General features: G+C 51.2%; 19 protein-coding genes and 2 pseudogenes. 11 read left to right on the forward strand and 10 right to left on the reverse strand.

What is annotated here, in order from left to right; all coding sequences use genetic code 11:
- On the forward strand, positions 1 to 743 hold a 743-nt coding region (locus ALIPUT_RS10960; protein ID WP_004330041.1), incomplete at its 5' end, for a transposase.
- A 182-nt stretch (positions 744 to 925) separates the two neighbouring features.
- A pseudogene (locus ALIPUT_RS13370) lies at positions 926 to 1342 on the forward strand (virulence RhuM family protein); the annotation flags it as partial.
- Here ALIPUT_RS13370 and ALIPUT_RS13375 read toward each other — a convergent pair.
- Together ALIPUT_RS13375 and ALIPUT_RS13380 are read right to left on the reverse strand one after the other, a co-directional pair.
- Positions 1298 to 1687, reverse strand: a complete 390-nt coding sequence (locus tag ALIPUT_RS13375; protein WP_014776481.1) for a plasmid mobilization protein — start codon at positions 1685 to 1687, stop codon at positions 1298 to 1300. The pseudogene ALIPUT_RS13370 and the gene ALIPUT_RS13375 sit on opposite strands and share 45 nt — an antisense overlap.
- Before the next feature lie 329 nt (positions 1688 to 2016).
- Positions 2017 to 2394, reverse strand: coding sequence for a DUF3408 domain-containing protein (locus tag ALIPUT_RS13380; protein WP_004330044.1), 378 nt, complete (start codon positions 2392 to 2394; stop codon positions 2017 to 2019).
- A gap of 743 nt (positions 2395 to 3137) precedes the next feature.
- Between ALIPUT_RS13380 and ALIPUT_RS10975 the strand changes: the two genes are divergently transcribed.
- Positions 3138 to 3449 (forward strand): helix-turn-helix domain-containing protein, encoded by a 312-nt coding sequence (locus ALIPUT_RS10975; protein ID WP_004330047.1) that lies wholly within the window; start codon positions 3138 to 3140, stop codon positions 3447 to 3449.
- A 42-nt stretch (positions 3450 to 3491) separates the two neighbouring features.
- Complete coding sequence (locus ALIPUT_RS10980) at positions 3492 to 3815, forward strand: helix-turn-helix domain-containing protein (RefSeq protein ID WP_004295308.1); 324 nt, start codon at positions 3492 to 3494, stop codon at positions 3813 to 3815.
- Between the two features lie 521 nt (positions 3816 to 4336).
- On the opposite strand, the gene ALIPUT_RS13060 is transcribed toward ALIPUT_RS10980, so the two are convergent.
- The 5 genes from ALIPUT_RS13060 to ALIPUT_RS11010 form a co-directional block, all read right to left on the reverse strand.
- The gene (locus ALIPUT_RS13060) at positions 4337 to 4729 is read right to left on the reverse strand and encodes a hypothetical protein (RefSeq protein WP_004320820.1); all 393 of its coding nucleotides are present in this window, start codon (positions 4727 to 4729) and stop codon (positions 4337 to 4339) included.
- Between the two features lie 38 nt (positions 4730 to 4767).
- Positions 4768 to 5328, reverse strand: a complete 561-nt coding sequence (locus ALIPUT_RS10990; protein ID WP_004330050.1) for a sigma-70 RNA polymerase sigma factor region 4 domain-containing protein — start codon at positions 5326 to 5328, stop codon at positions 4768 to 4770.
- A gap of 846 nt (positions 5329 to 6174) precedes the next feature.
- On the reverse strand, positions 6175 to 7422 hold the full coding sequence (locus tag ALIPUT_RS11000) for a site-specific integrase (RefSeq protein WP_004330052.1): 1248 nt from the start codon (positions 7420 to 7422) through the stop codon (positions 6175 to 6177).
- 185 nt (positions 7423 to 7607) lie between these two features.
- Complete coding sequence (locus ALIPUT_RS11005) at positions 7608 to 7925, reverse strand: AAA family ATPase (protein WP_004330053.1); 318 nt, start codon at positions 7923 to 7925, stop codon at positions 7608 to 7610.
- A gap of 155 nt (positions 7926 to 8080) precedes the next feature.
- A complete protein-coding gene (locus ALIPUT_RS11010; protein WP_040293986.1) occupies positions 8081 to 9148 on the reverse strand; it encodes a Fic family protein in 1068 nt (355 codons plus the stop codon).
- A 968-nt stretch (positions 9149 to 10116) separates the two neighbouring features.
- On the opposite strand from ALIPUT_RS11010, the gene ALIPUT_RS11015 reads away from it, so the two are divergent.
- Genes ALIPUT_RS11015 through ALIPUT_RS11025 form a run of 3 tightly spaced genes read left to right on the forward strand, consistent with a single transcriptional unit; the run spans position 10117 to position 13617 of the window.
- The gene (locus ALIPUT_RS11015) at positions 10117 to 11400 is read left to right on the forward strand and encodes an O-acetylhomoserine aminocarboxypropyltransferase/cysteine synthase family protein (protein ID WP_004330057.1); all 1284 of its coding nucleotides are present in this window, start codon (positions 10117 to 10119) and stop codon (positions 11398 to 11400) included.
- Between the two features lie 5 nt (positions 11401 to 11405).
- Positions 11406 to 12422 carry a homoserine O-acetyltransferase family protein gene (locus tag ALIPUT_RS11020; RefSeq protein WP_004330058.1) on the forward strand — a complete coding sequence of 339 codons (1017 nt, stop codon included), beginning with the start codon at positions 11406 to 11408 and terminating at the stop codon, positions 12420 to 12422.
- On the forward strand, positions 12415 to 13617 hold the full coding sequence (locus ALIPUT_RS11025) for a homoserine dehydrogenase (RefSeq protein WP_004330059.1): 1203 nt from the start codon (positions 12415 to 12417) through the stop codon (positions 13615 to 13617). Before ALIPUT_RS11020 ends, ALIPUT_RS11025 begins: the two co-directional genes overlap by 8 nt.
- Before the next feature lie 83 nt (positions 13618 to 13700).
- Here ALIPUT_RS11025 and ALIPUT_RS13220 read toward each other — a convergent pair whose 3' ends face one another.
- The 3 genes from ALIPUT_RS13220 to ALIPUT_RS12915 all read right to left on the reverse strand — a co-directional run bounded on the left by ALIPUT_RS13220 (position 13701) and on the right by ALIPUT_RS12915 (position 15982).
- Positions 13701 to 14183, reverse strand: coding sequence for a hypothetical protein (locus ALIPUT_RS13220; protein WP_004330060.1), 483 nt, complete (start codon positions 14181 to 14183; stop codon positions 13701 to 13703).
- 10 nt (positions 14184 to 14193) lie between these two features.
- A complete protein-coding gene (locus tag ALIPUT_RS11035; RefSeq protein ID WP_147554435.1) occupies positions 14194 to 15651 on the reverse strand; it encodes a hypothetical protein in 1458 nt (485 codons plus the stop codon).
- Positions 15652 to 15790: 139 nt separating this feature from the next.
- Positions 15791 to 15982, reverse strand: a complete 192-nt coding sequence (locus ALIPUT_RS12915; RefSeq protein WP_147554436.1) for a hypothetical protein — start codon at positions 15980 to 15982, stop codon at positions 15791 to 15793.
- A gap of 196 nt (positions 15983 to 16178) precedes the next feature.
- On the opposite strand from ALIPUT_RS12915, the pseudogene ALIPUT_RS11040 reads away from it, so the two are divergent.
- From ALIPUT_RS11040 to hydF, 4 genes and pseudogenes are all read left to right on the forward strand, one after another.
- Positions 16179 to 17671, forward strand: a pseudogene (locus ALIPUT_RS11040) (monomeric [FeFe] hydrogenase).
- Positions 17672 to 17684: 13 nt separating this feature from the next.
- Positions 17685 to 18722 (forward strand): [FeFe] hydrogenase H-cluster radical SAM maturase HydE, encoded by a 1038-nt coding sequence (hydE, locus tag ALIPUT_RS11045; RefSeq protein WP_040293961.1) that lies wholly within the window; start codon positions 17685 to 17687, stop codon positions 18720 to 18722.
- A gap of 19 nt (positions 18723 to 18741) precedes the next feature.
- Positions 18742 to 20160: a [FeFe] hydrogenase H-cluster radical SAM maturase HydG gene (gene hydG, locus ALIPUT_RS11050; protein WP_004330067.1), complete on the forward strand. Its 1419-nt coding sequence runs from the start codon at positions 18742 to 18744 to the stop codon at positions 20158 to 20160.
- Positions 20161 to 20173: 13 nt separating this feature from the next.
- Positions 20174 to 21358: a [FeFe] hydrogenase H-cluster maturation GTPase HydF gene (gene hydF, locus ALIPUT_RS11055; RefSeq protein WP_004330068.1), complete on the forward strand. Its 1185-nt coding sequence runs from the start codon at positions 20174 to 20176 to the stop codon at positions 21356 to 21358.
- Positions 21359 to 21409: the final 51 nt, after the last annotated feature.

Below are 21409 nucleotides of genomic sequence, written 5' to 3' on the forward strand. Positions count from 1 at the left end.
AGCGCAAACATACTCATAAGCAGACCAGAAAGATGATAATGAGACTGCTTGCATTGCTGGGCAAGATACTGGGAGAAATCCGCAGACAGATGCGCGTCCATCCGGATGAAGAACTATTGAATTACAAGCAGTTGGATATGCTTGAGACTGTCACAAGGGTATATCGTCAGCAGAAGAACCACTTCAAGAGTGGTGACTCTCGTGAGAGTATCCCTAACCGTATTGTAAGTTTCAGCAAGCCTTACATCAGACCGATAGTCAGAGGCAAGGAGACCAAGATAGTCGAATTTGGATCGAAGTGCAACAACATATTGATTGACGGAATATCGTTTATTGAGAAGCTATCATTCAATGCATTCAATGAAGGAACGAGACTTAAGCACTGTGTGTCATTGTCGAAGAAACTTACAGGCGTTGATGTAAAAAAGATAGGTGGCGACCAGGGTTACTCGGGTAATGACAACAGAACTTTCTGCAAGGAGAATGGTATTGAAACCTCATTCACTCAGAAAGGACGAACTGGAAAGAATGAAGTTAAGAACGCTACTAAACGAGAACTTGCACGCGTTCGAGCTACAGCAATGGAAGGCTCTTTTGGAACTCAGAAGGAGCATTATGGTCTGCGAAAGATTGCTGCAAGGATAAAATCGACAGAGATCATGCTGATCTTCTTCGGTATCCACACAGCAAATGTGGTAAACCTTGCAAGACGAGAGTCAGTCCAAGTAGCTCTTGCAGCCTGATGTTCCACGCATGGAACACGACTTTACGGGAGTGGTAGCTCCAGACGTGACTGAAAATGAAAAAATCGGCCCTAAAAACAGAGCCGATGATATAAAAAACGATGAGTATGATCGGAAAAATAAGGGAAAGTCTGCTGGTTAACTCAAATTGAAGGAATTAAATGACTATCCCTAAGTAAGCAATGGAACAGGGAGAAATCATATTATACCAGCCGGATGAAGCGGTCAAGTTGGAAGTGAGGTTGGAAGATGAAACCGTTTGGCTGACACAAGAACAAATAGCCGACTTGTTCGGGACTAAAAGGCCAGCTATTACCAAACATTTGAACAACATTTACAAAAGCGGCGAACTTGATATAGATAGCACATGTTCCATTTTGGAACATATGGGTAATGACGGCAAACAGAGATATACTACTAAATATTATAATCTTGATGCGATTCTGTCAATAGGATATCGGGTTAATAGCAAGAACGCAACCCTTTTTAGGAAATGGGCGAATAGTGTATTAAAGGATTATCTTTTAAAGGGGTATTCCATTAATAAACGTTTGTCAGAACTTGAAAGGACTGTCGCTCAACATACCGAGAAGATAGACCATGATCCGCTTCAGCTTTCCCAGCAGCCCGTCTATCAGCAGCCTTGTCCTGTAAAAGCCTGTCTGGTGCGAGAGCTTTGTCAGTTGGTTCAGATTGTTCGCCATTCCCGCCAGGCTGCGCAGCAGCGCATTCTCTTCAGGCGTATGCCTTGCCGTAACGGTGGCCGCCAGTGCCACCTCCCTGATATAGACCGCCAGACTCCGGCCGGACTTCCTTGCCCTGAATCTGAGAGCCTCGTAGCTGACGGGGGAGAACTTCACTGTCACTCCCTTGGTCAGCTTCCGCGTCCTGCCCAGTGCCGGACGGCCGCGTTTTTTCTTCATCTCATTCATATCCTTTGTCATATGTTTTTTCTTTTTCGTCCGTACTTCTTTCATTCCAAAATCTGCGACCGGCGGGAGTGGATTTACCCTCCCTGCAACCGCCGGGCGCTGGGGAGCAAGGGTTTTCGGGAATCCGGAAACATAACCTTGCTATTACTATTACAGAATCCACCCTTCAAAACAACAGGAAATATTAATATCAATGGTTTCAGATAACCGTTTCCATTCCTGGTCCGGAAGGTGACAATGAAAGTATATCCGCCGGAGGTGTACCTATATTTTCTACAGTCATCCGTTCCGGCTGATATACGACCGGCAGTCATTCACACGGTCTGACAGTCACCGGTACTCTAAAGTTTCCTCCAGCGTTCGATGTCTTGCCGGTAGGTTTCAAGATGCCGTCTTGCCAGATTCTCCAGCAGCCCGGATACGCTCATTCCTCGGCAGCCCAGTCTCAGGACGATCATGTCCAGGGCACTACGAGTTTCCTCACTGATGAACACGGCTTTAGGTCCCTTGATTTTAGGGGGAATGAGATAAGTTTCCCGATACTTTTCCAAAGCCGGGCGCTTCGGTGCCTTCTCCGGCTTTGCCGGCTGTGGGCAGGTTCCGTCAAGTATCTCCCTGAGGGTACTTCCCAACTTCTCACACAGGACGGCCATACGGTGCGTATGTCCTTCCGCCATCGTTTTTCCCACAAGGGGCATGTCTTCTTTTCCTTCTTTCATAGAAACTTGGATTTACGTTGATACGATGGTTTCCCATATACCGGGAAACCGATTGTCGCCGGCAAATAAAACGATAAAAAACAGACGGATCGACACTTAGGGTTCTGTTGGCGTATTCTTCTGTATCATTCTCTGCTTCAGGGTGTACGGACGGTGAGAACTTCATTATTATACGCATCGGAAGCAGGGCATGAACTTTACGGATGCAGTTGCAATCACTAAAGACCGATTGCAACCATTAATGATTATAACCGGTCATTAATGGTTGGTTATAATTATTAATGGCCGGTTACAAACACTGATGCCCGCATCAGTGTTTGTCCGGCAGGCATCTTTCAGTCCGGATATGGAAGAACATCCTGATAACCGGCCTCTTTACCGGGATGGGACAAAACTGATGGACATCCGTCATGTTCATAAGCGTCTCCACGATAACATTTGGCGCATCTTTCTATTGTATAAATCAATAAAAGTACATCTTATGAAAAAGAAAGATCGCTTCGATTCCAATTGAATATCTATTCCGGACATCTGATGACATATAATGACATCTGATGAAGGGCCGGAACCATATCCGGGAACAATCATTTACTTTGCGGATGAAACAGGCACGCATATGGTGTCAAAGGTAGTCATCCTGTCTTGAAATTCAGGATGTTCCGCTGGGATTCACTAAATTGCGGCACGGAATCCGGATCCGAAGAGAGAATGAAACAGATGTCAAACCTGAAATTACAGTGATTATGGAAATAGTGAACATTGAGGCAAGGACCTTCGAGGCGATGCTCTCGGCCTTCCGGACGTTCGCGGACCGGCTGGACACCCTCTGCCGGCTGTACGGCGACATAGAGGAGAAGAAATGGCTGGACAACCAGGAGGTGTGCCTGCTGCTGAAGGTCAGCCCGAGAACCCTGCAGACCCTCCGTGACAACGGCACGCTGGCATACACACAGATCTGTCACAAGACTTATTACAAGCCCGGGGACGTGGAAAGTATCATCCGGATAGTGGAGGAGCGCCGCAAGCGGGCTGAAAGTATGGGAAGGTCGATCTGAAAGGCCATGAAAAACGAATGTCGAACAAAAAAAGATCAAGTCATGATGAATACCGATAACCGTCTGCTCACCCGTGAGAGCAGCGAGCATATAAGAGAGTTCTTCTCTACCGTCGAGCGTCTCTCCGTTTCCATGGAGCGTCTCTTTGCCGGCAGGTCACCGGCGATGGCGGGCGAGAACTTCTATACGGACCGCGAACTGGCTGAAAAGCTGAAAGTGAGCCGCCGCAGCCTGCAACAGTACCGGGACAGCGGTCTGCTTGCCTTCACCCGGCTAGGCGGCAAGATACTGTACCGTTCTTCCGACATCGAGAAGCTGCTTGACGGCTGCTACAGGGAGGCGAGAACCAGACCGGAGGAACTTTAGAAAAGTTCCGTACGGGATCGTGAATGAAGGGGCGGGCGGTTGTCATACCGGCCGTCCCTTCGTTTTCTTTCCACCGGATGAACGACTTTAATTTGCTCATAAAGTATTTATACACAGAGTGTTTTCTTTATAAATTATGATCCGGTGACGACATTGGCATAACATGGCGGGACATGGAAACATTTTTCCGGTATGGCAATAAGATACGGGGATTCCATTATAAAAAAAGACCCTTATTTTATTATGTCATTATGTTATTCTGAAATTGGGGCGGGCTGCCCGTGTATCGGTGGAACGGTCCGTTCCTGTAATGGCGGCACATCCCGTACTGATATCATTATCCGCCGGCAATGTTGTTTCCCGGTCTTGCCGGAGTGACCTTATGCCGGCCGGTGACAACCGCATGTCCGTGTGTAAACATGGCGGCGCATAAAAACAGGCACACCCTCCGGGCTCCTGTCCCGTCGGATGCGCCTGTCTCCATCATGTCATATACAGCCGGACTACTCCGGCCCATGCCTCTATCTGAGTATCGGATTCGAGAGCAGTATCTTGTAATAGGCCACCCCGCCAATCTCTACCGGCATCCTCGCCATCATGAACTGCACGCTCTTCCTCTCCACCTTCGCCTGCCGCATGAGCCTCTGCACGATAAACCCGGCCGAGAACCTTGCGCATCTTTTATCCTTCCAGACGATGAACCCCTCGCTGTCGTCGGCCCGGCAGATATACCAGTCACCCGTCTCGTCATCGTGGGCGAAGTTCACCCGTCCACCGCCGAGGATTCCCAATTCGATTGACATCGTCTTTGACAGATAGACGGTTCCCCTGCTGTCAAGGTTGATGGTCCGCTTTCCCTTGTATGTGACTTCCTGCGGACGGGAGTTTTCCCTGTTGTATACTATCAGTGCCATAATTGTCTTTCTTTTATCGGTTGAACTGTTTTCGTTTTTCAATACATGAAGCTTTCCACCGCCAGCATCCGGCTTCTCCATGCGAAACCGCTGTGGGTACGTACCGCGTCCACTATCCTGCATACTTTCTGCGATATGGCCGATGCCGAGATACCCATGCATTCCGCCAGTGCCTTGAACGAGAACTGCGCCTCATAGAACCTGAGCATGAACATCCGGTATTCCTCGTAGGAGAACTTCTGCCTTACGAAACGCAGTATGTCCTTAACCAGCCTCTCGCACCCGTTCAGGTCGTCCTCGGAAAGGAATTTTGCCTCCTCGCCACATCGGAGGAAGAAATCATCTTCAGGGTGTGCATACCGGTTCTCCCTTTTAATCTTTACCAGGGCCGCCTTTTTGTAGCATCCGATGAAATACGCGTCATAGTCCGTTATGTCCTTTCCGGGAACCAGCACCTGCCTTCTTACGAAAAGGTAGGTGTCATGGAAATTGTCCTCGTCCAGCATTCCGTACCGGCGTAACGTCCCTCTCAACCTGTCATAGGATTTTGTGAACCACTCGTTGAACAGTCTTTCCTTTTCTGCGCTCTTGTCTGCCATAGCCTTATGTTTTTTTTGAGTCGTACATTTGTACGTTATACATGGCCTACACGGGTAGGCATTCTTATTTCTTGTGCTTCCTCCAGTTTGTTTTTCGGCGGTCTCCGGCAAGGCTTGCCGTGAAAAAATACGCTCACGCGAAGCGTGAGGAAGATTTTTTCACGAGCAACCAGCCCGCAGGGCCGCCTTGCGGGACCGGCCTGAAAAACAACTATTTTTGCCGCAAGAAATGAGGATGACAGATTACTTCCTTCTATCTATTGTCTGTCCGGTGAGAATTTAGATTCCATGCAGCTTTTCTGTCTTCGGTATGTTTGGAGAAATATTCAAGGATATGAAATGAGAACGGCAATACGTGATGTTGCGGAAGGAATGGATATGGGATTGGAAACAGGAAGCGTGCCCGGGTTTTCATGCAGTTTATACGGCGGTGTTGATTTTGAGGAGGATTACAGGGAAGTGACAGGATGGTCGGCTGTCGGAAAAGAAGCAATACCGGCGGACGTGGATATGGGCAAAACCACCCGTACATGCAATGCAGAGGGAGCAGGAGAGCCTTCACCACAGCCGGAGCCCCTTTTCATGCCGTATCCCGACATGAAAAGGGGCTCCTGGACAATTCTTTTCCTTTTTCCTTGTCGCACATGCACTACGTCGGTCGCAGTTTTCGCCTTCTGAATCAATTTTCCCGTCCGTCACCCGCGCATTCGGAGCGTTTTTCCGGCAGAAAATTTCACCGTACGGAAATTTTCTGCCGGAAACCGGAGGGAAAACGCGCAGATCCGCGGGGACGGCGGAACTTTGATGAAGAAGGGGAAAAATCACTCGTCCCGTAAATGCCTTCCCTCAGATGGCATCGCATATCTCCTTCTCCATCTTTTCCAGCTTATGGGACAGGACTTCCATGTCGCTGCTGATCTTCTGGTTGGTTATCCGGGCATATATCTGGGTGGTTTTCAAATCCGTATGACCCAAAAGACGGCTTACGGTCTCGATGGGCACACCGTGCGAGAGCAGCACGGTGGTGGCGTTCGTATGCCGGGCAACATGGTAGGTCAGCCGTATCTTGAAACCGCACTGCCTACCAAGTTCCTTCAATATGACGTTGCATCTGCTGCTGCTCGGTACCGGAAATACATGATCGTCCTTGGACAGCCCCTTGTACTTCTCTATGATGCGCCTGGGAACGTCCAGCAGGCGGATGTTGGACTCGGTGTTCGTCTTCCGCCGGCGGGTGATGATCCAGAGGTTGCCGTCGAAGAAGGTCTGGAGCCGGTCAGTCGTCAGCGCCTTCACGTCTGCGTATGCCAGTCCGGTAAACACCGAGAAGATGAAGAGGTCACGTACCAGTTCGCAGGTCCCGCTTTTCACCGGGACCTCCATCAGCGTCTGTATCTCACGCTCCGTCAGGTAGCCCCGGTCAACGCTCTCGAAGGAGTTGATGTACCCGGCGAAGGGATTGAAGGGAAGTGCACCGCTGTTGCGGGCGATGGAGATGATGTGCTTGAGCCCGATCATGTAACCCCATACGGTATTGGTGCGGCATTTCTTCTCCGTACGCAGAAAATACTCGAAGTTGTTGATGAAGGTCAGGTTGAGTTCCTTCAGGGGGATGTCGTCACGTCGGTACACTTTCGGGACGAACTCGCACAGGTGCTTGTATATGGTACGGTAGCGGTTGTATGTCCCCTGTACGCGGCTGTGTCCCACTTTCTTGATGAACTCCTCGTTGTGCTGTTCGAAGAGTTTCAGCAAAGTCTCCCGTTTCACGCCCAGTCCGAGGTAGACATCCCTCAGCCTGGCAGCAGTGACATAGCCGTCGGACTGCATCAGTTCCTGGTAACGACGGTTCACGTCCACACGTATCCGGTCAACCGCCGCATTGATTTTCTGTGCCTCGACGCTCTTGCCGGTGGCACGTGCCGTTTTCACGTCCCAAAGTTTCGGGGGTACGTCCAGCTTGCAGCTGAACTGCTTGATTTCGCCGTCCACCGTAAGACGGCACATCAGGGGGAGATAGCCGTTGGCTCTCTCGCTGCCCTTCTTCACGTAGAAGAGGATTTTGAAAGTCGATCTGCTCATACTCGTTTTCATACTTTTTTGATTGTTACAAAGTTAATATCAAGCGAGTTGTCTCCAAGTATGAAAAATTGTGCAAATTACTGAAATATAACCTGTTGTACCGTTTCTTGTTCCTATTATATCAGTAACGATATGGGAACTGAAGTCTTTCGCAACTTTTATCGAACCTCCTTTTTCAGCTTATGCAGTATTATGAGCTAAACACCTAACTGATTAGTGGACTGCATTTTTGCTGTATTATCATTAACCTTGCCTTTTTCTTTTACGTTTATTTTAAATTCATCTTTTCTGTTTCCATCAGAATCTTGATAGAAATCTTTGTCTTCAAATTGAATAAATTCTCCACTTTGAGTTCTCAGTACATAACGTATAGCATCTACTATGGCTGTTTTCCCGGAATCATTTTCACCAATCAACACATTTACGCCTTTCTGAAAATGAATTTCTAGTCCCGGTTTGTTATCTGCACCAGCATATTTCCTGAAATTCCAGAGTCTAAGAATGGAAAGATACATTGTAATCTATTTTTTGTTTATTCTACAGATAAGTAGACATCAGCATCAAAGTCTACAGCCGAATCATGCAAGTAACGTAACCGATAGCCTTTTGAAACTTGGGCAAGAGAAATCCGCCTCAAAAAGTTATAAATTCAAGTCTATTTAATTTGGAATTATTGCGACACAAACACTCTCCAGCTACCATCCCTCTCTCCACGTTCCACATATTTCTTGGAAATCAGTTGATCCAGCAGCTTCTGAATAGCCGTCATACTGATACCCGTTTCATCTTTCATGTCTGCAAGCGTCAGCGTGGGCTGAGTTCGCATAGCGTTCAGAATTTTTGTATAATTGGGTGTTCGGAATGCAATCCGCTCTCCATCATACCACCACACATTCTCATTCCTCTCGCTCACGAACAGCACATCATTATACACTTCCGTAGCCACCAAGTCATTGAAATATTTCAAAAAAGGACGGATATCCTTAATCCCTGCATGGGCTCCATCACTGGGGACAGGACCTACTTCGAGATCCGTCTGATGCAAAGCTTCCAAATATTCACTTTTTCTGCGGCTCCGGACTACAATCATCGGATAATCATGACGAGTCAGAATGTAGTTCACCATCAGCCGGGCAATGCGACCGTTACCGTCCTCGAAAGGGTGAATGCGGATATAACGGTAGTGAAACAGTGCGGCCAACTCTACTGGAGATAGTTTCCCTTCTTGTTCTGCTGCATTATACCAGTCCACCAGATCGCCCATCAATCCAGGAGTCTCCTCGGGTGAGGCATATTCGAATCTGTCTCCATATCGGGTGATAACACTGTTAGGCCGAGTCTTATACTGGCCGGCATGAATCACATAACTCGTCTGCATACCACCAGGCAAATCTCGATAAACAGTATAATCTTCTCGTAATATGGTTTTATGCAATGTCCGGATAAAATTCTGCGTCAATGGCATTCCCTTCACCGTAGCCTCTTCCGTCATCATTCGTAGGCCGACGTTGCTCGCAGTCATTTCTTGTACGTCACGCACGTCTGCCTCCCCAATCACCTTGCCGAAAAGTAGCAATATTTCCGTCTGGCCATAAGTCAACGTATTACCCTCAATATGATTACTGTTGTAATTGAAATCCACAGTAAAACGGCGACTGAGCCTTTCCCTATCCTTCTCCGACAGCGGCTGCAAATTCTGCCATGCAGTCAACGCTTTCTTTATATTAAGATACTTCATATTCATATTTATCAACAAACAGTACAAAGATACAAAAAACACCTAAAAGGTTGTAATGATACAACCTTTTTTCTAAATCAATCTGTCTAGCATCAATAACTACTTACTAAAAACAAAATGACAAAAGCTGCTGGCCAAAAGAAAAAGAGATGAGCATTCTTGCTACCGATGTCCGCCATTTCGACGTTGTGAAGAAAGTTTAGTTTAGAACTTGAATAGATATACAACAAACCAGACTAAACTCCTATGATTGACCTTTTGCGCGGATTACATTTATCTTTCATATCTTTGGGAAACATAACCTCCGATATGGGGTAAAAAGCGATTTTGTATTTGATCTTTTTTTCTTTTGGCCAGCAAAATTCCGTCCCCAGAATGTCCCCGACACACTTCATATCACGCACAATTATCTGGACATCAATAATATAAGCTATTTTAATATTTTCTGCATCGGCAAATAATTTGCCTAAGTATCACATATCAAACAAGTAAATCTAACATATCACAAATATCAAACTTTCAACTACATTTTTTAATTAAACTATTCTTAATTTAAGAATTTCAAATACGGAACGGGCCACAAATAGATCTAATTTTCAACATTTTATACAAACAGGGATTCTCGAGAAAAAATCTTATATTTACAAATATTGCATTTTCAGACTGAATAATGGCATTGTAAAATATTTTTCTCTCGACAGCACCATTTCACGAAAAATAACTATATTTACGACATCAATACGATAACAAACCCGTATTTTACCCGCATGAAAAACGGCATTACATCCAATAATTCTTACTCGCTGATCGTCGGACTTTCGGTTTCGATGATGGGTATGATGATGTCGATGCGCAGGTGTAAATGCCGGGTGTAAGATTCGTCGTACGTGTATCTCTTAAATCCGGCTGGTTCAGCCGGATTTTTTTGTTTGTAACAATCCCGAAAACATAAATCAACTTTCAAAACCATGAAAAAACAGAATCTCCGTTTCGAAACCCTGCAAGTACATGCAGGCCAACAGGCCGATCCCGCGACCGGATCGTGCGCCGTCCCCATCCACCAGACGGTGGCCTACACCTTCGAAAGTGCGGAAAAGAGCGCCGCCGTTTTCGCCCTCACGGAACCGGGGTACATCTACACCCGCCTGAACAACCCCACGACCGCCGTTTTCGAAGAGCGCATCGCCGCCCTCGAAGGAGGTACCGGAGCCGTTGCGACGGCATCGGGCATGGCCGCCCAAATGCTCGCCATCACGAACATCGCCCAGGCAGGCGATAATATCGTAAGCACCTCCTACCTCTACGGCGGAACGACCAACCAGTTCAAATACACGCTCCGCCGACTCGGCATCGAGGTCCGTTTCGCACAAGGGGACGACCCGAAGAGCATCTCGACACTCATCGACGACCGTACGCGGGCCATCTACATCGAAACGATCGGCAACCCGGCCTTCAATATCCCCGATTTCGAGGCGATCGCCGAAATCGGCCGCAAACACGGCATCGCGGTAATCGCCGACAATACGTTCGGAGCCGGCGGCTACCTTTGCCAGCCGATCAAATGGGGCGCCAATGTCGTGCTGCACGCAGCGACCAAATGGATCGGAGGTCACGGCAACAGCATGGGCGGCGTGGCTATCGACGGCGGCAACTTCGATTGGGGCAACGGCCGCTACCCCTTGATCAGCGAACCCTCGGAAGGGTATCACGGATTCAACTTCTGGGAAAACTGCGGCGACCAGGCTTTCGCCGTACGGGCACGGTGCGAAGTGCTGCGCGACACGGGCGCCTGCCAGAGTCCGTTCAACTCCTTCCTGCTGCTGCAAGGACTCGAAACCCTCTCGCTGCGCGTACAGCGATCGGTGGACAATGCGCTCGAAATGGCCCAATGGCTCGAGAAGCACCCCAAGATCGAGAGCGTAAACTATCCCGGTTTGAAGAGCAGTCCTTTCCACGATTTGGCCAAGAAGTACCTGACCAACGGTTTCGGCGGCGTACTGACCTTCCGCGTCAAAGGGTCGGCCGAGCAAGCTTCCTCGCTGCTCAACCACCTGGAGATCATCAGCCACCTGGCCAACGTGGGCGACACCCGGAGTCTCTTGGTACACCCCGCTTCGACGACGCACTCCCAGCTCAACGAACGCGAACTGGTCGCTTCGGGCGTTTATCCCAACATGCTGCGCTTCTCGCTGGGCATCGAACACATCGACGACCTGAAAGAAGAGATCGGCAACGCATTAAAACGACTGTAAACACAATGAATATATACCGTCATAACCAACCTTTCGAATTGGAGCGGGGAGGCATTCTGCCCGAACTGACGATCGCATTCAGCACCTACGGGAAACTGAATGCGGCCCACGACAATGTCATCTGGGTCTGCCACGCCCTGACCGCCGATTCGGACGTGGCCTCGTGGTGGCCGCACACGGTCGAGGCGGGCAAATTCCTCGACCCCGCCGAGCATTTCATCATCTGCGCCAACATCCTCGGCTCGCACTACGGCACGACCGGGCCGCTGCACGTCAATCCGGCGACCGGACGCCCCTATTACAAGGATTTCCCCGAACTGACGATCCGCGACATGGTACGGGCCCACCGGCTGTTGGCCGACATTCTGGGCATTCACCGCATCCACACCTTGGTCGGCAGCTCCGTCGGCGGCTTTCAGGCGGTCGAATGGGCCGTCCAGGAGCCCGAGCGGATCGGCAAGCTGGTCCTGATCGCCACGGCTGCCAAAGCGTCGCCCTGGAGCATCGCCATCGACGAAACGCAGCGCATGGCCATCGAAGCCGACTCGACCTTCGGGGAACCTTACGCCACCGCCGGCATGAAGGGACTCGCGGCGGCGAGGGCTATCGGGCTGCTCTCTTACCGGGGGCCGGAAGGCTACGACCTCTCGCAGCAGGACGAGAGCGACGACTTCTCCTCTCACCGGGCCTGCACCTACCAGCAGTACCAAGGAGAAAAGCTCTGCCGGCGTTATAATGCCTACTCCTATTACAAGATCCTCAACGCTTTCGACACGCACGACGTCGGCTACCAGCGCGGAGGCGTGGCAGCGGCGCTGCAACGAATCACGGCCGAATGTCTGGTCGTCGGCATTTCGACCGATATCATCTTCACCGTGCCCGAAATGCAGGCGCTGCACCGGATGCTGCCGCGCAGCACCTACCATCAGATCGACTCCCCGTTCGGACACGACGGGTTTCTGGTCGAGCACGAACAACTGAACCGAATCCTCAACCCTTTCATCCATCCAACCCATGAATAAGATCAAAATCGGCCTTTTCGGCTTCGGCGTAGTCGGACAAGGCATCTTCCAGGTACTCAGCAAATCCCGCAACGCCCATGCGGAAATCGTCAAGATCTGCGTGCGGTCGAACAAACCCCGCAGCATCGACGCGTCCTATTTCACGACCGATCCGGAAGTGATCCTCTCCAATCCGGAGATCGACCTGATCGTGGAGGTGATCGACGATGCGGCGGCCTCCTACAAAATCGTCAAGGCGGCCCTCCAGAAAGGCATCCCCGTCGTTTCGGGCAACAAGGCCATGCTCGCCCGCCACCTGCCGGAGCTGATCGACCTGCAAAAGAAACACAATGTGGCACTGCTGTACGACGCCTCGTCGTGCGGCTCGATCCCCGTGATCCGCAACCTCGAGGAGTACTACGACAACGACCTGCTGCTCGAAGTCAAAGGCATCCTGAACGGTTCGTCCAACTACATCCTTTCGCGGGTGTTCGACCACCAGGAGTCCTACGACGCGGCGCTGGCCCAGGCCCAGGCATTGGGATTCGCCGAGAGCGATCCTTCGTTCGACATCGAAGGCTACGACTCGCTCTTCAAATTAGTCATCATTACCGTTCACGCGCTCGGAGTGTATGTCCATCCCGACCGGATCTTCACCTACGGCATCTCGACTATCCACGACTCGGACATCCGGTACGCCCGCGAAAAAGGGGTCAAGATCAAACTGGTCGCCCAAGTGGTCAAGGTCAGCGACCGGAAGTTCACGATGTTCGTCATGCCCGAATTCGTCACCCCCGGCAAATACATCTACAGCGTCGATGACGAATACAACGGCGTGGTGATCCGGGGCGAATGCTACGACCGCCAGTTCATGTTCGGCAAGGGCGCCGGCAGCCTGCCTACCGCCTCGTCGATCCTGAGCGACATCATGGCCCGTCAGCACGACTACCGGTACGAATACAAGAAACAGCACTACCTCGACCGTCCGGAGTACACGACCGACGTGGAGCTGAAAGTTTATGTGCGATACACGGAAACCGACGTACTGAAAATCCTCCACTTCGACCGCATCACCGAGCAATATCGGGGCGAGGACGGCAATTACGTGATCGGCTACATCCGCCTTTCGGAGCTGCTCGCCAAGCGGGAAGTACTGCGGGGCAAGGACGTTTTCATGGCCGATTTCCAGAGCTTCTTCCAAGAGCTGGATCGTTAGAGCCAAAAGACAGGCCGCCATCGAACGAACGCCTCCCGAATTTCAGATTCGGGAGGCGTTCGTTTTTCAGAGCCACAAACTATTTACTCGAACGGGACCATCGCCTCCGCCGCATCGTAATCGGCATTGGTGAAGACATAAGTCCAACGCTCTTTAGGTTGACGACCGTTACCCCTCAAATCCTCGAATACATAATTATCATCGATCGAAGGGTCGTAATGTGCGTCGTAATTCGGAGGGTACGACCGACCGTCGTCCTGGTAATAACGGACACCATAAGTGAATCCAAGCCTCCCATCGTCGAAAATAATCGTCATTTTCCAAATGTAACTTGAAGGAACGGGGCAAACACCCATACCATTATCCATCGCAGTAAAACTTTCTCCAGGCAGTATCACTTCATTTTTGAACTCACACCCTAAATCGGATTCTACGAAAAGAGTGATCTTATGATCGCTGTCGTTGACCCACACAAAATAACTGATTGCATTGTAATCGGTATTGCAACCTGCCGGAGTCCCTGCGGTAAATATCGCCGACAACGCAAAAAATAAGAATTTCCTCATAAACCCATTTTTATATATAACCGTTACGTTGAAGCCAGCTACGCTCGTAAAAAAGAAATTCATTTATTTGATTTTCTGTAAAATATGACCCTGTATACTTACGAAGTGCACTTTCAAAATCATTCCAGGTTCTATAGGCTCCAAACAAATTCACCACGAATTGAGGCATCTTAATTTGATCGTAGCAGCGAGAAGGATAGCCAACACCCTGGTTGTAATCATCCACCAAATCGACAAACAAAGGAGTATAATAATTATTGGTTGTATTTTGATAATCCCATTCTTGCCTTGCTTGACCTGTTATATCCGAGTTTAGAGATGTTTTTTTCCAACCCTGATTTAAATAATATGCTTCTCCCATATGCCATCCGGCATAAGAAGCATAACTTTCGAGCAATATATTCCAAGTACCATCGTACGCACTGAATGTGCCGCCACGCAAATGAAATTGACAATAATGTCCCAATTCATGCAAAGTGGTTCCTATTAGTCTCGGATGATTATTCCTGTTACAATTGCCAACTTGTATAAAAGGCATTCTCCCCACAGAAGTCGGCCAATAATTAAATCGGCCTTGCCACCCACCAGGATCAACGGCTAATGCAACTATTGATATTCTGTTATTAACAAAAGTAGAAATTATAAAATCGTGTTCGCCATAATGATAAAAATTGACTGCACGATGAATTTCGTAGCGGGGATCCGGAGCCGAAGAAGAGTTAATATTAAAGTTCAAATCTTTACCACTTCTTAATTCTCCATAAATTCCCTTTATTTCCTCTATCCGTCCTCCTTCCTCAGAACCCTTGACAATCGTCCATTTTTCGTGCTGAAAAACAAAACTTACCGTTGCCTGGTTGTCGATCAATTTATTGTTGATAGCATAATATCCAGTTTTGTCTGTATAAACCTCCTCAATATTCGAACCCAGTGTAAAACGGATTTTTAGATTCTCTAGCGGTACATAACGCTTTAAATGAGTATCGTAACATAGTACTTTTCCGCGCGGGAATCCACCTGGTAAATGTCTCTCTTCATCTAAAGCCAAAGCAATGGCTTCTTGCTCCAAAATTTGTATTGCCTCCGCACTCAATCCATTCTCACCAAGAGTAATATATTTAGGGAGGAAAACTTCATAAAGGATTTCAAAATCCATTTCAACAGGGAACGTTTTTTCGACAGGCCAAACGGCATATAATACAGGCAATATAATTGTCACAGGCTCCACTGGTCCATCCTTAATCATACCGCCCTCGTAAGTCACAGAATAACGCCTCTCCTCATCTTCCTCGCAAAACTGTGTCCGGGATTTCGAAAACACAAGACTCTGGGTCGCCTCATCAGGTAATGACGTATAATTGAAAGGCGTATACGCGATCTTGATCTGCTCGTCCAGTTCAAGGCTTCGTTGTTCCTCTTCCGTTTTTGGAAAAATTTTCAAGGCATAGTGGGTAGCTTTCAGTTTCAACTGCGTTTTGGCAGTTGCTGAGAATTCTTTTCGCACACTCCGCGCGCTTGCTGCAAACTCATCAGATGCCCTGACAATTTTCGATTCACCCGATACTATATTGTCGTACGCCTGCTGAAAGTTCTCAAGCCTGTACGGATCATTCTGCGGCCGGATCCAAGACTGTGTCTCTATGATACACCGCATCCGCCAACTCAATTTCGGTCGTAACAGTAGCTAACATTTGTTTCGGCGAAATTTCGTCCAACAAATCTTCTTCATAATTAGCACAACCATAAGTGCCGATTAACAAGATACCACCAATTAAAATATATAGTAATAATTTTTTCATAAGCATAATATTTAGGATTAGATGGTCAAAACATAAATGCCGTTCATGTGTATTGCAATATATTATATAAAATTTGAAAATCAAAATTATCCGAAAATAATATTTACTCTCTTTTTTATACTTATTTGTTTGTGAACATACGGGTAATAACCTATCTTTGCGACGGAAATTTCGTTTAACATTCTATTATTCCGACATGCCTCTTACCAATAACGTAATGATTGTCAGACACAAGTTGCTGACCAATCTCATCAAATTGTGGAAAGACAACCAGCTCGTCGAGCGAATCGACCGCTTGCCGATCGAATTGAGTCCCCGTACCTCACGGGTTTTGGGTCGCTGCTGCGTACACAAGGAGCGCGCCGTGTGGAAATACAAATCTTTCCCGCTGATGGGTTTCGACATGTCCGACGAAACCGACGAACTCACCCCGCTGTCCGAATATGCCCGCAAAGCCCTGGAGCGCAAAGGGCAGCAGCAGAAAGACAATATTCTCTGCGTAATCGACGAAGCCTGCTCGTCGTGCGTGCAGACCAACTACGAGATCACCAACCTCTGCAAAGGTTGCGTGGCCCGGGCCTGTGCCACCAACTGCCCGAAAAACGCCATCGAATTCAATCGTGCCGGCAAAGCGGTCATCAACCACGATCTCTGCATCAGTTGCGGCATCTGCCACAGCAACTGCCCCTACCATGCCATCGTCTATATGCCCGTACCGTGCGAAGAGGCCTGCCCCGTAAAGGCGATTACCAAGGACGAACGCGGCGTGGAGCATATCGATGAGAGCAAATGCATCTACTGCGGCAAGTGCATCAACAGTTGTCCGTTCGGAGCGATCTTCGAAATTTCGCAGGTGTTCGACGTGCTGCAGCCGGAGCGATCTTCGAAATTTCGCAGGTGTTCGACGTGCTGCAGCGTCTGCGCGAAGGAGAAAAGATGGTCGCCGTCGTCGCTCCGGCCATTCTCGGACAATACAACGCCCCCACGGAAAAAGTATATGGCGCGATTAAGGCCATCGGTTTCGAGGACGTGATCGAAGTAGCGCAGGGCGCCATGGAAACCATCCGCAATGAAGGTGCGGAACTCGAAGAGAAAATTGAGGAGGGACAGGCGTTCATGACCACCTCCTGCTGTCCTTCGTGGGTCGAACTGGCCAACAAGCATATCCCCGAGATGAAGCCCTTCATTTCGAGCACCGGATCGCCGATGTATTACGCCGCGCGGATCGCCAAGGAGAAACACCCCGACGCGCAAGTGGTCTTCATCGGCCCGTGCGTAGCCAAACGCAAGGAGGCACGCCGCGACGAATGCGTCGATTTCGTGATGACCTTCGAGGAGATCAACTCCATTTTCGACGGCCTGGGTATCGAAGTCGCAACCACCGATCCGTTCCCCATTCCGTTCGTTTCGACCCGGGCCGCCCACGGCTTCGCACAGGCCGGAGGCGTGATGGGCGCCGTACAGCTCTTCCTGACGGACAACAACCGGCCGCAGGTCGAAGGCATCCAGGTCTCCAACCTGAACAAGAAAAACGTATCCCTGCTCCGCGCCTATGCCAAATCGGGCAAAGCCCCGGCCAAGTTCATCGAGGTCATGGCCTGCGAAGGCGGATGTATCACGGGTCCCAGCACCCACAACCTGCACGATGCCGGTAAACGGCAATTCGCGAAGGAACTGGCTAAACGCTAAATCCGACGGGGCTATGAAAGAGCTCGTCGATCAGTTGAAACGCAACCGCACCCTTTCCCCGGAAGAGTTGCGCCTTCTGCTGACCGATGCGTCCCCCGAAGAGAGAGAATACCTGCACAGGGCGGCCCGCGAGGTCGCCCGTGTGCATTTCGGAAACGGAGTTTTCGTTCGGGGGCTGATCGAAATCAGCAATTACTGCCGCAACGACTGCCGCTACTGCGGCATTCGACGCAGCAATCGTCTGGCAGAACGCTACCGTCTGACCCCGGAAACCGTACTGGCCTGCTGCGAAGAGGGCTACCGGCTGGGATTCCGGACATTCGTACTTCAGAGCGGAGAAGACCCGGCTCTGAACGACGAACTGCTGACCGGATTGATCCGGGAGATGCGTCGCCGCTGGCCCGACTGCGCCATCACCCTCTCGCTGGGGGAACGGACAGAAGCCTCCTACCGGGCGTTGTTCGAAGCGGGCGCGAACCGTTACCTGCTGCGGCATGAAACGATCACTCCCGATCACTATCGTTGGCTCCATCCCGTCCGGATGTCCCTCGATCACCGCATCGAATGCCTGCACACCCTCAAAAAGATCGGCTACCAGACCGGTACGGGCATCATGGTCGGCAGCCCGGGACAAACGGTGGACGATCTGGTCCGGGATCTGCTTTTCATCCGGGAGTTCGAACCCCAGATGATCGGTATCGGACCTTTCATCCCGCACCGCGACACCCCCTTCGGCCACGAACCGGCCGGAAGCGTCGAACGAACGCTCACCCTGCTGTCGATTCTGCGGCTGATGCGTCCCGCAGCACTGATCCCTTCGACCACCGCGCTCGCCACCCTCTCGGGCGACGGCCGGATGCGGGGTATTTTGGCCGGTGCCAACGTGGTGATGCCCAACCTTTCGCCGCCGGACGAACGGTCGAAATACAACCTCTACGACGGCAAGGCCGCCTTCGGTGCCGAAGCTGCCGAAGGATTGGCCGCTCTGGAGCGGGAGCTCAACGAAATCGGCCGCCACATCTCGTGGAGCCGGGGAGATTATCAAGAATAGCTTATAAAAACACAAAGATATGTACCAAGTCGCATCCTCCAAGGCGGAGGAGTTCATCCATGACGGAGAAATCGTCGAAACGCTGGCTTACGCCCGCGAAAATCGTGCGAACCGCCCCCTGATCGAGGCGATCCTGCAAAAAGCGGCCGAAGGCAAAGGGGTCACGCACCGCGAAGCGGCCGTGCTGCTCGAGTGCGAACTCGAAGACCTGAACCAACGCATGTTCACGCTGGCCAAACAGATCAAGGAGAAAATCTACGGCAACCGTATCGTAATGTTCGCGCCGCTCTATCTGTCGAACTACTGCATCAACGGCTGCGTATATTGCCCGTACCACCAGAAAAACAAAACCATTCCGCGCCGCAAGCTCACCCAGGAGGAAATCCGCCGCGAGGTAATCGCCCTGCAGGATATGGGTCACAAGCGTTTAGCGCTGGAGGCGGGCGAAGATCCGCGCAACAATCCGATCGAGTACATTCTCGAATCAATCAAGACCATCTACTCCGTACATCACAAGAACGGAGCGATTCGCCGCGTGAACGTGAATATCGCGGCTACGACGGTCGAGAACTACCGCAAGCTGCGCGATGCAGGCATCGGCACCTACATTCTCTTTCAGGAGACCTACAACAAAACCGCTTACGAAGCGCTCCACCCCACCGGTCCGAAGAGCGACTACGCCTACCACACCGAAGCGATGGACCGCGCGATGGAAGGCGGCATCGACGACGTAGGCATCGGTGTACTGTTCGGTCTGAACACCTACCGGTACGATTTCACGGGACTGCTCATGCACGCCGAGCACCTCGAAGCCCGCTTCGGCGTCGGCCCCCACACCATCAGCGTACCCCGCATCTGCCCGGCGGACGACATCGACACCAAGGACTTCCCGGATGCCATTTCGGACGAGATCTTCCGCAAGATCGTAGCCGTGATCCGCATCGCCGTCCCCTATACTGGCATGATTATCTCGACCCGCGAATCGCAGCGCTCGCGCGAACAGGTGCTGGAAATCGGCATTTCACAGATCAGCGGCGGCTCGCGCACCAGCGTCGGCGGCTACGCCGAAACGACGCATGCCGAGCAAGATTCCGCACAATTCGACGTGAGCGACCACCGTACGCTGGACGAAGTGGTGCGCTGGCTGCTGGAACTGGGCTACGTGCCGAGCTTCTGCACGGCCTGCTACCGCGAAGGCCGCACGGGCGACCGCTTCATGTCGCTGGTGAAAACCGGAAAGATCGCCGACTGCTGCACGCCCAACGCCCTGATGACCCTCAAGGAGTACCTCGAAGACTACGCATCGCCCGAAACCCGGGCCTTGGGTGAAAAGATGATTTCGAAAGAGGTTCCGATGCTCCTCAACGAACGTGTGCGCCGCATCACGGAGAAGAATCTCGCAGCGATCGCCGAGGGTAAACGGGACTTCCGTTTCTAAAAATTTTCGCACGATGAACGAGCAAACTCCCCGCGCCGAACGGCTGCATATCGCTTTCTACGGGCGGCGCAACAGCGGCAAGTCGTCGCTGATCAACGCCCTCACGGGCCAACAGAGCGCCGTCGTTTCCGCGACGCCGGGCACGACGACCGACCCCGTACTCAAGACGATGGAGATACACGGGCTGGGACCTTGCGTACTGATCGACACGCCGGGGTTCGACGACGAAGGCGACCTCGGAGCGCTGCGTGTGCAGCAAAGCCGCAAGATGCTGGACAAGACCGACCTGGCCGTCTTGCTCCTCTCCGGAGCCGTGCCGCAGAACGACGAAATCGAATGGTTCCGGCTCCTCGAAGCCCGTCATATTCCGATCGTAGTCGTCCGCAGCAAGGCCGACTTGTTTACAGGTATGTCCGATGCGGAAGCCGAAGCGCTTTTCGGACAACGGCCGCTCCGGGTCAGCGCCTCGGACAGAACGGGACTCGACGCCCTGCGCGAAGCCCTGATCCGCAACCTGCCCGAAGACTACAACCAGCCCGAAATCACAGGCAGCCTCGCCTCGACAGGCGACGTGGTGATGCTCGTTATGCCGCAGGATATCCAGGCCCCCAAGGGACGCCTCATCCTGCCGCAAGTCCAGACGATCCGCGAGCTGCTCGATAAGAAGTGCCGCGTGGTCTGCTGTACCACCGACCAGATCGAAGGCACGCTCTCGTCGCTGGCCGCACCGCCGAAACTGATTATCACCGACTCGCAGGTTTTCTCGACTGTCTATGCGCAGAAGCCCGCCGCAAGCCTGCTAACTTCGTTCTCGGTGCTCTTCGCCCGTTACAAGGGCGACATCGACTACTTCGTGGAGAGCGCGGCAGCCATCGGGCAGCTCCGCGAAGACTCCCGCGTGCTGATCGCCGAAGCCTGCACGCACGCTCCGGTGGGCGAAGACATCGGCCGGGTCAAAATTCCGGCGATGCTCCGCAAACGGATCGGACCCGCACTGCGGGTCGATGTGGTTGCCGGCACGGACTTTCCCGCCGACCTCACGCCCTACGACCTGGTAATCCACTGCGGCGCCTGTATGTTCAACCGGCGCCACGTATTGAGCCGCGTCGCCCAGGCCCGCGCCCAGCACGTCCCGATGACCAACTACGGCGTGGCGATCGCTTACCTGCAAGGGATTCTCGACAAGATCGAATATTAACCCCAAAAACACATATCCAAAAGAGTGGGCCGTCCGACAACTGGACGGCCC

It is taken from the genome of Alistipes putredinis DSM 17216 (assembly GCF_000154465.1).
In the GTDB taxonomy this organism is placed as follows: domain Bacteria; phylum Bacteroidota; class Bacteroidia; order Bacteroidales; family Rikenellaceae; genus Alistipes; species Alistipes putredinis.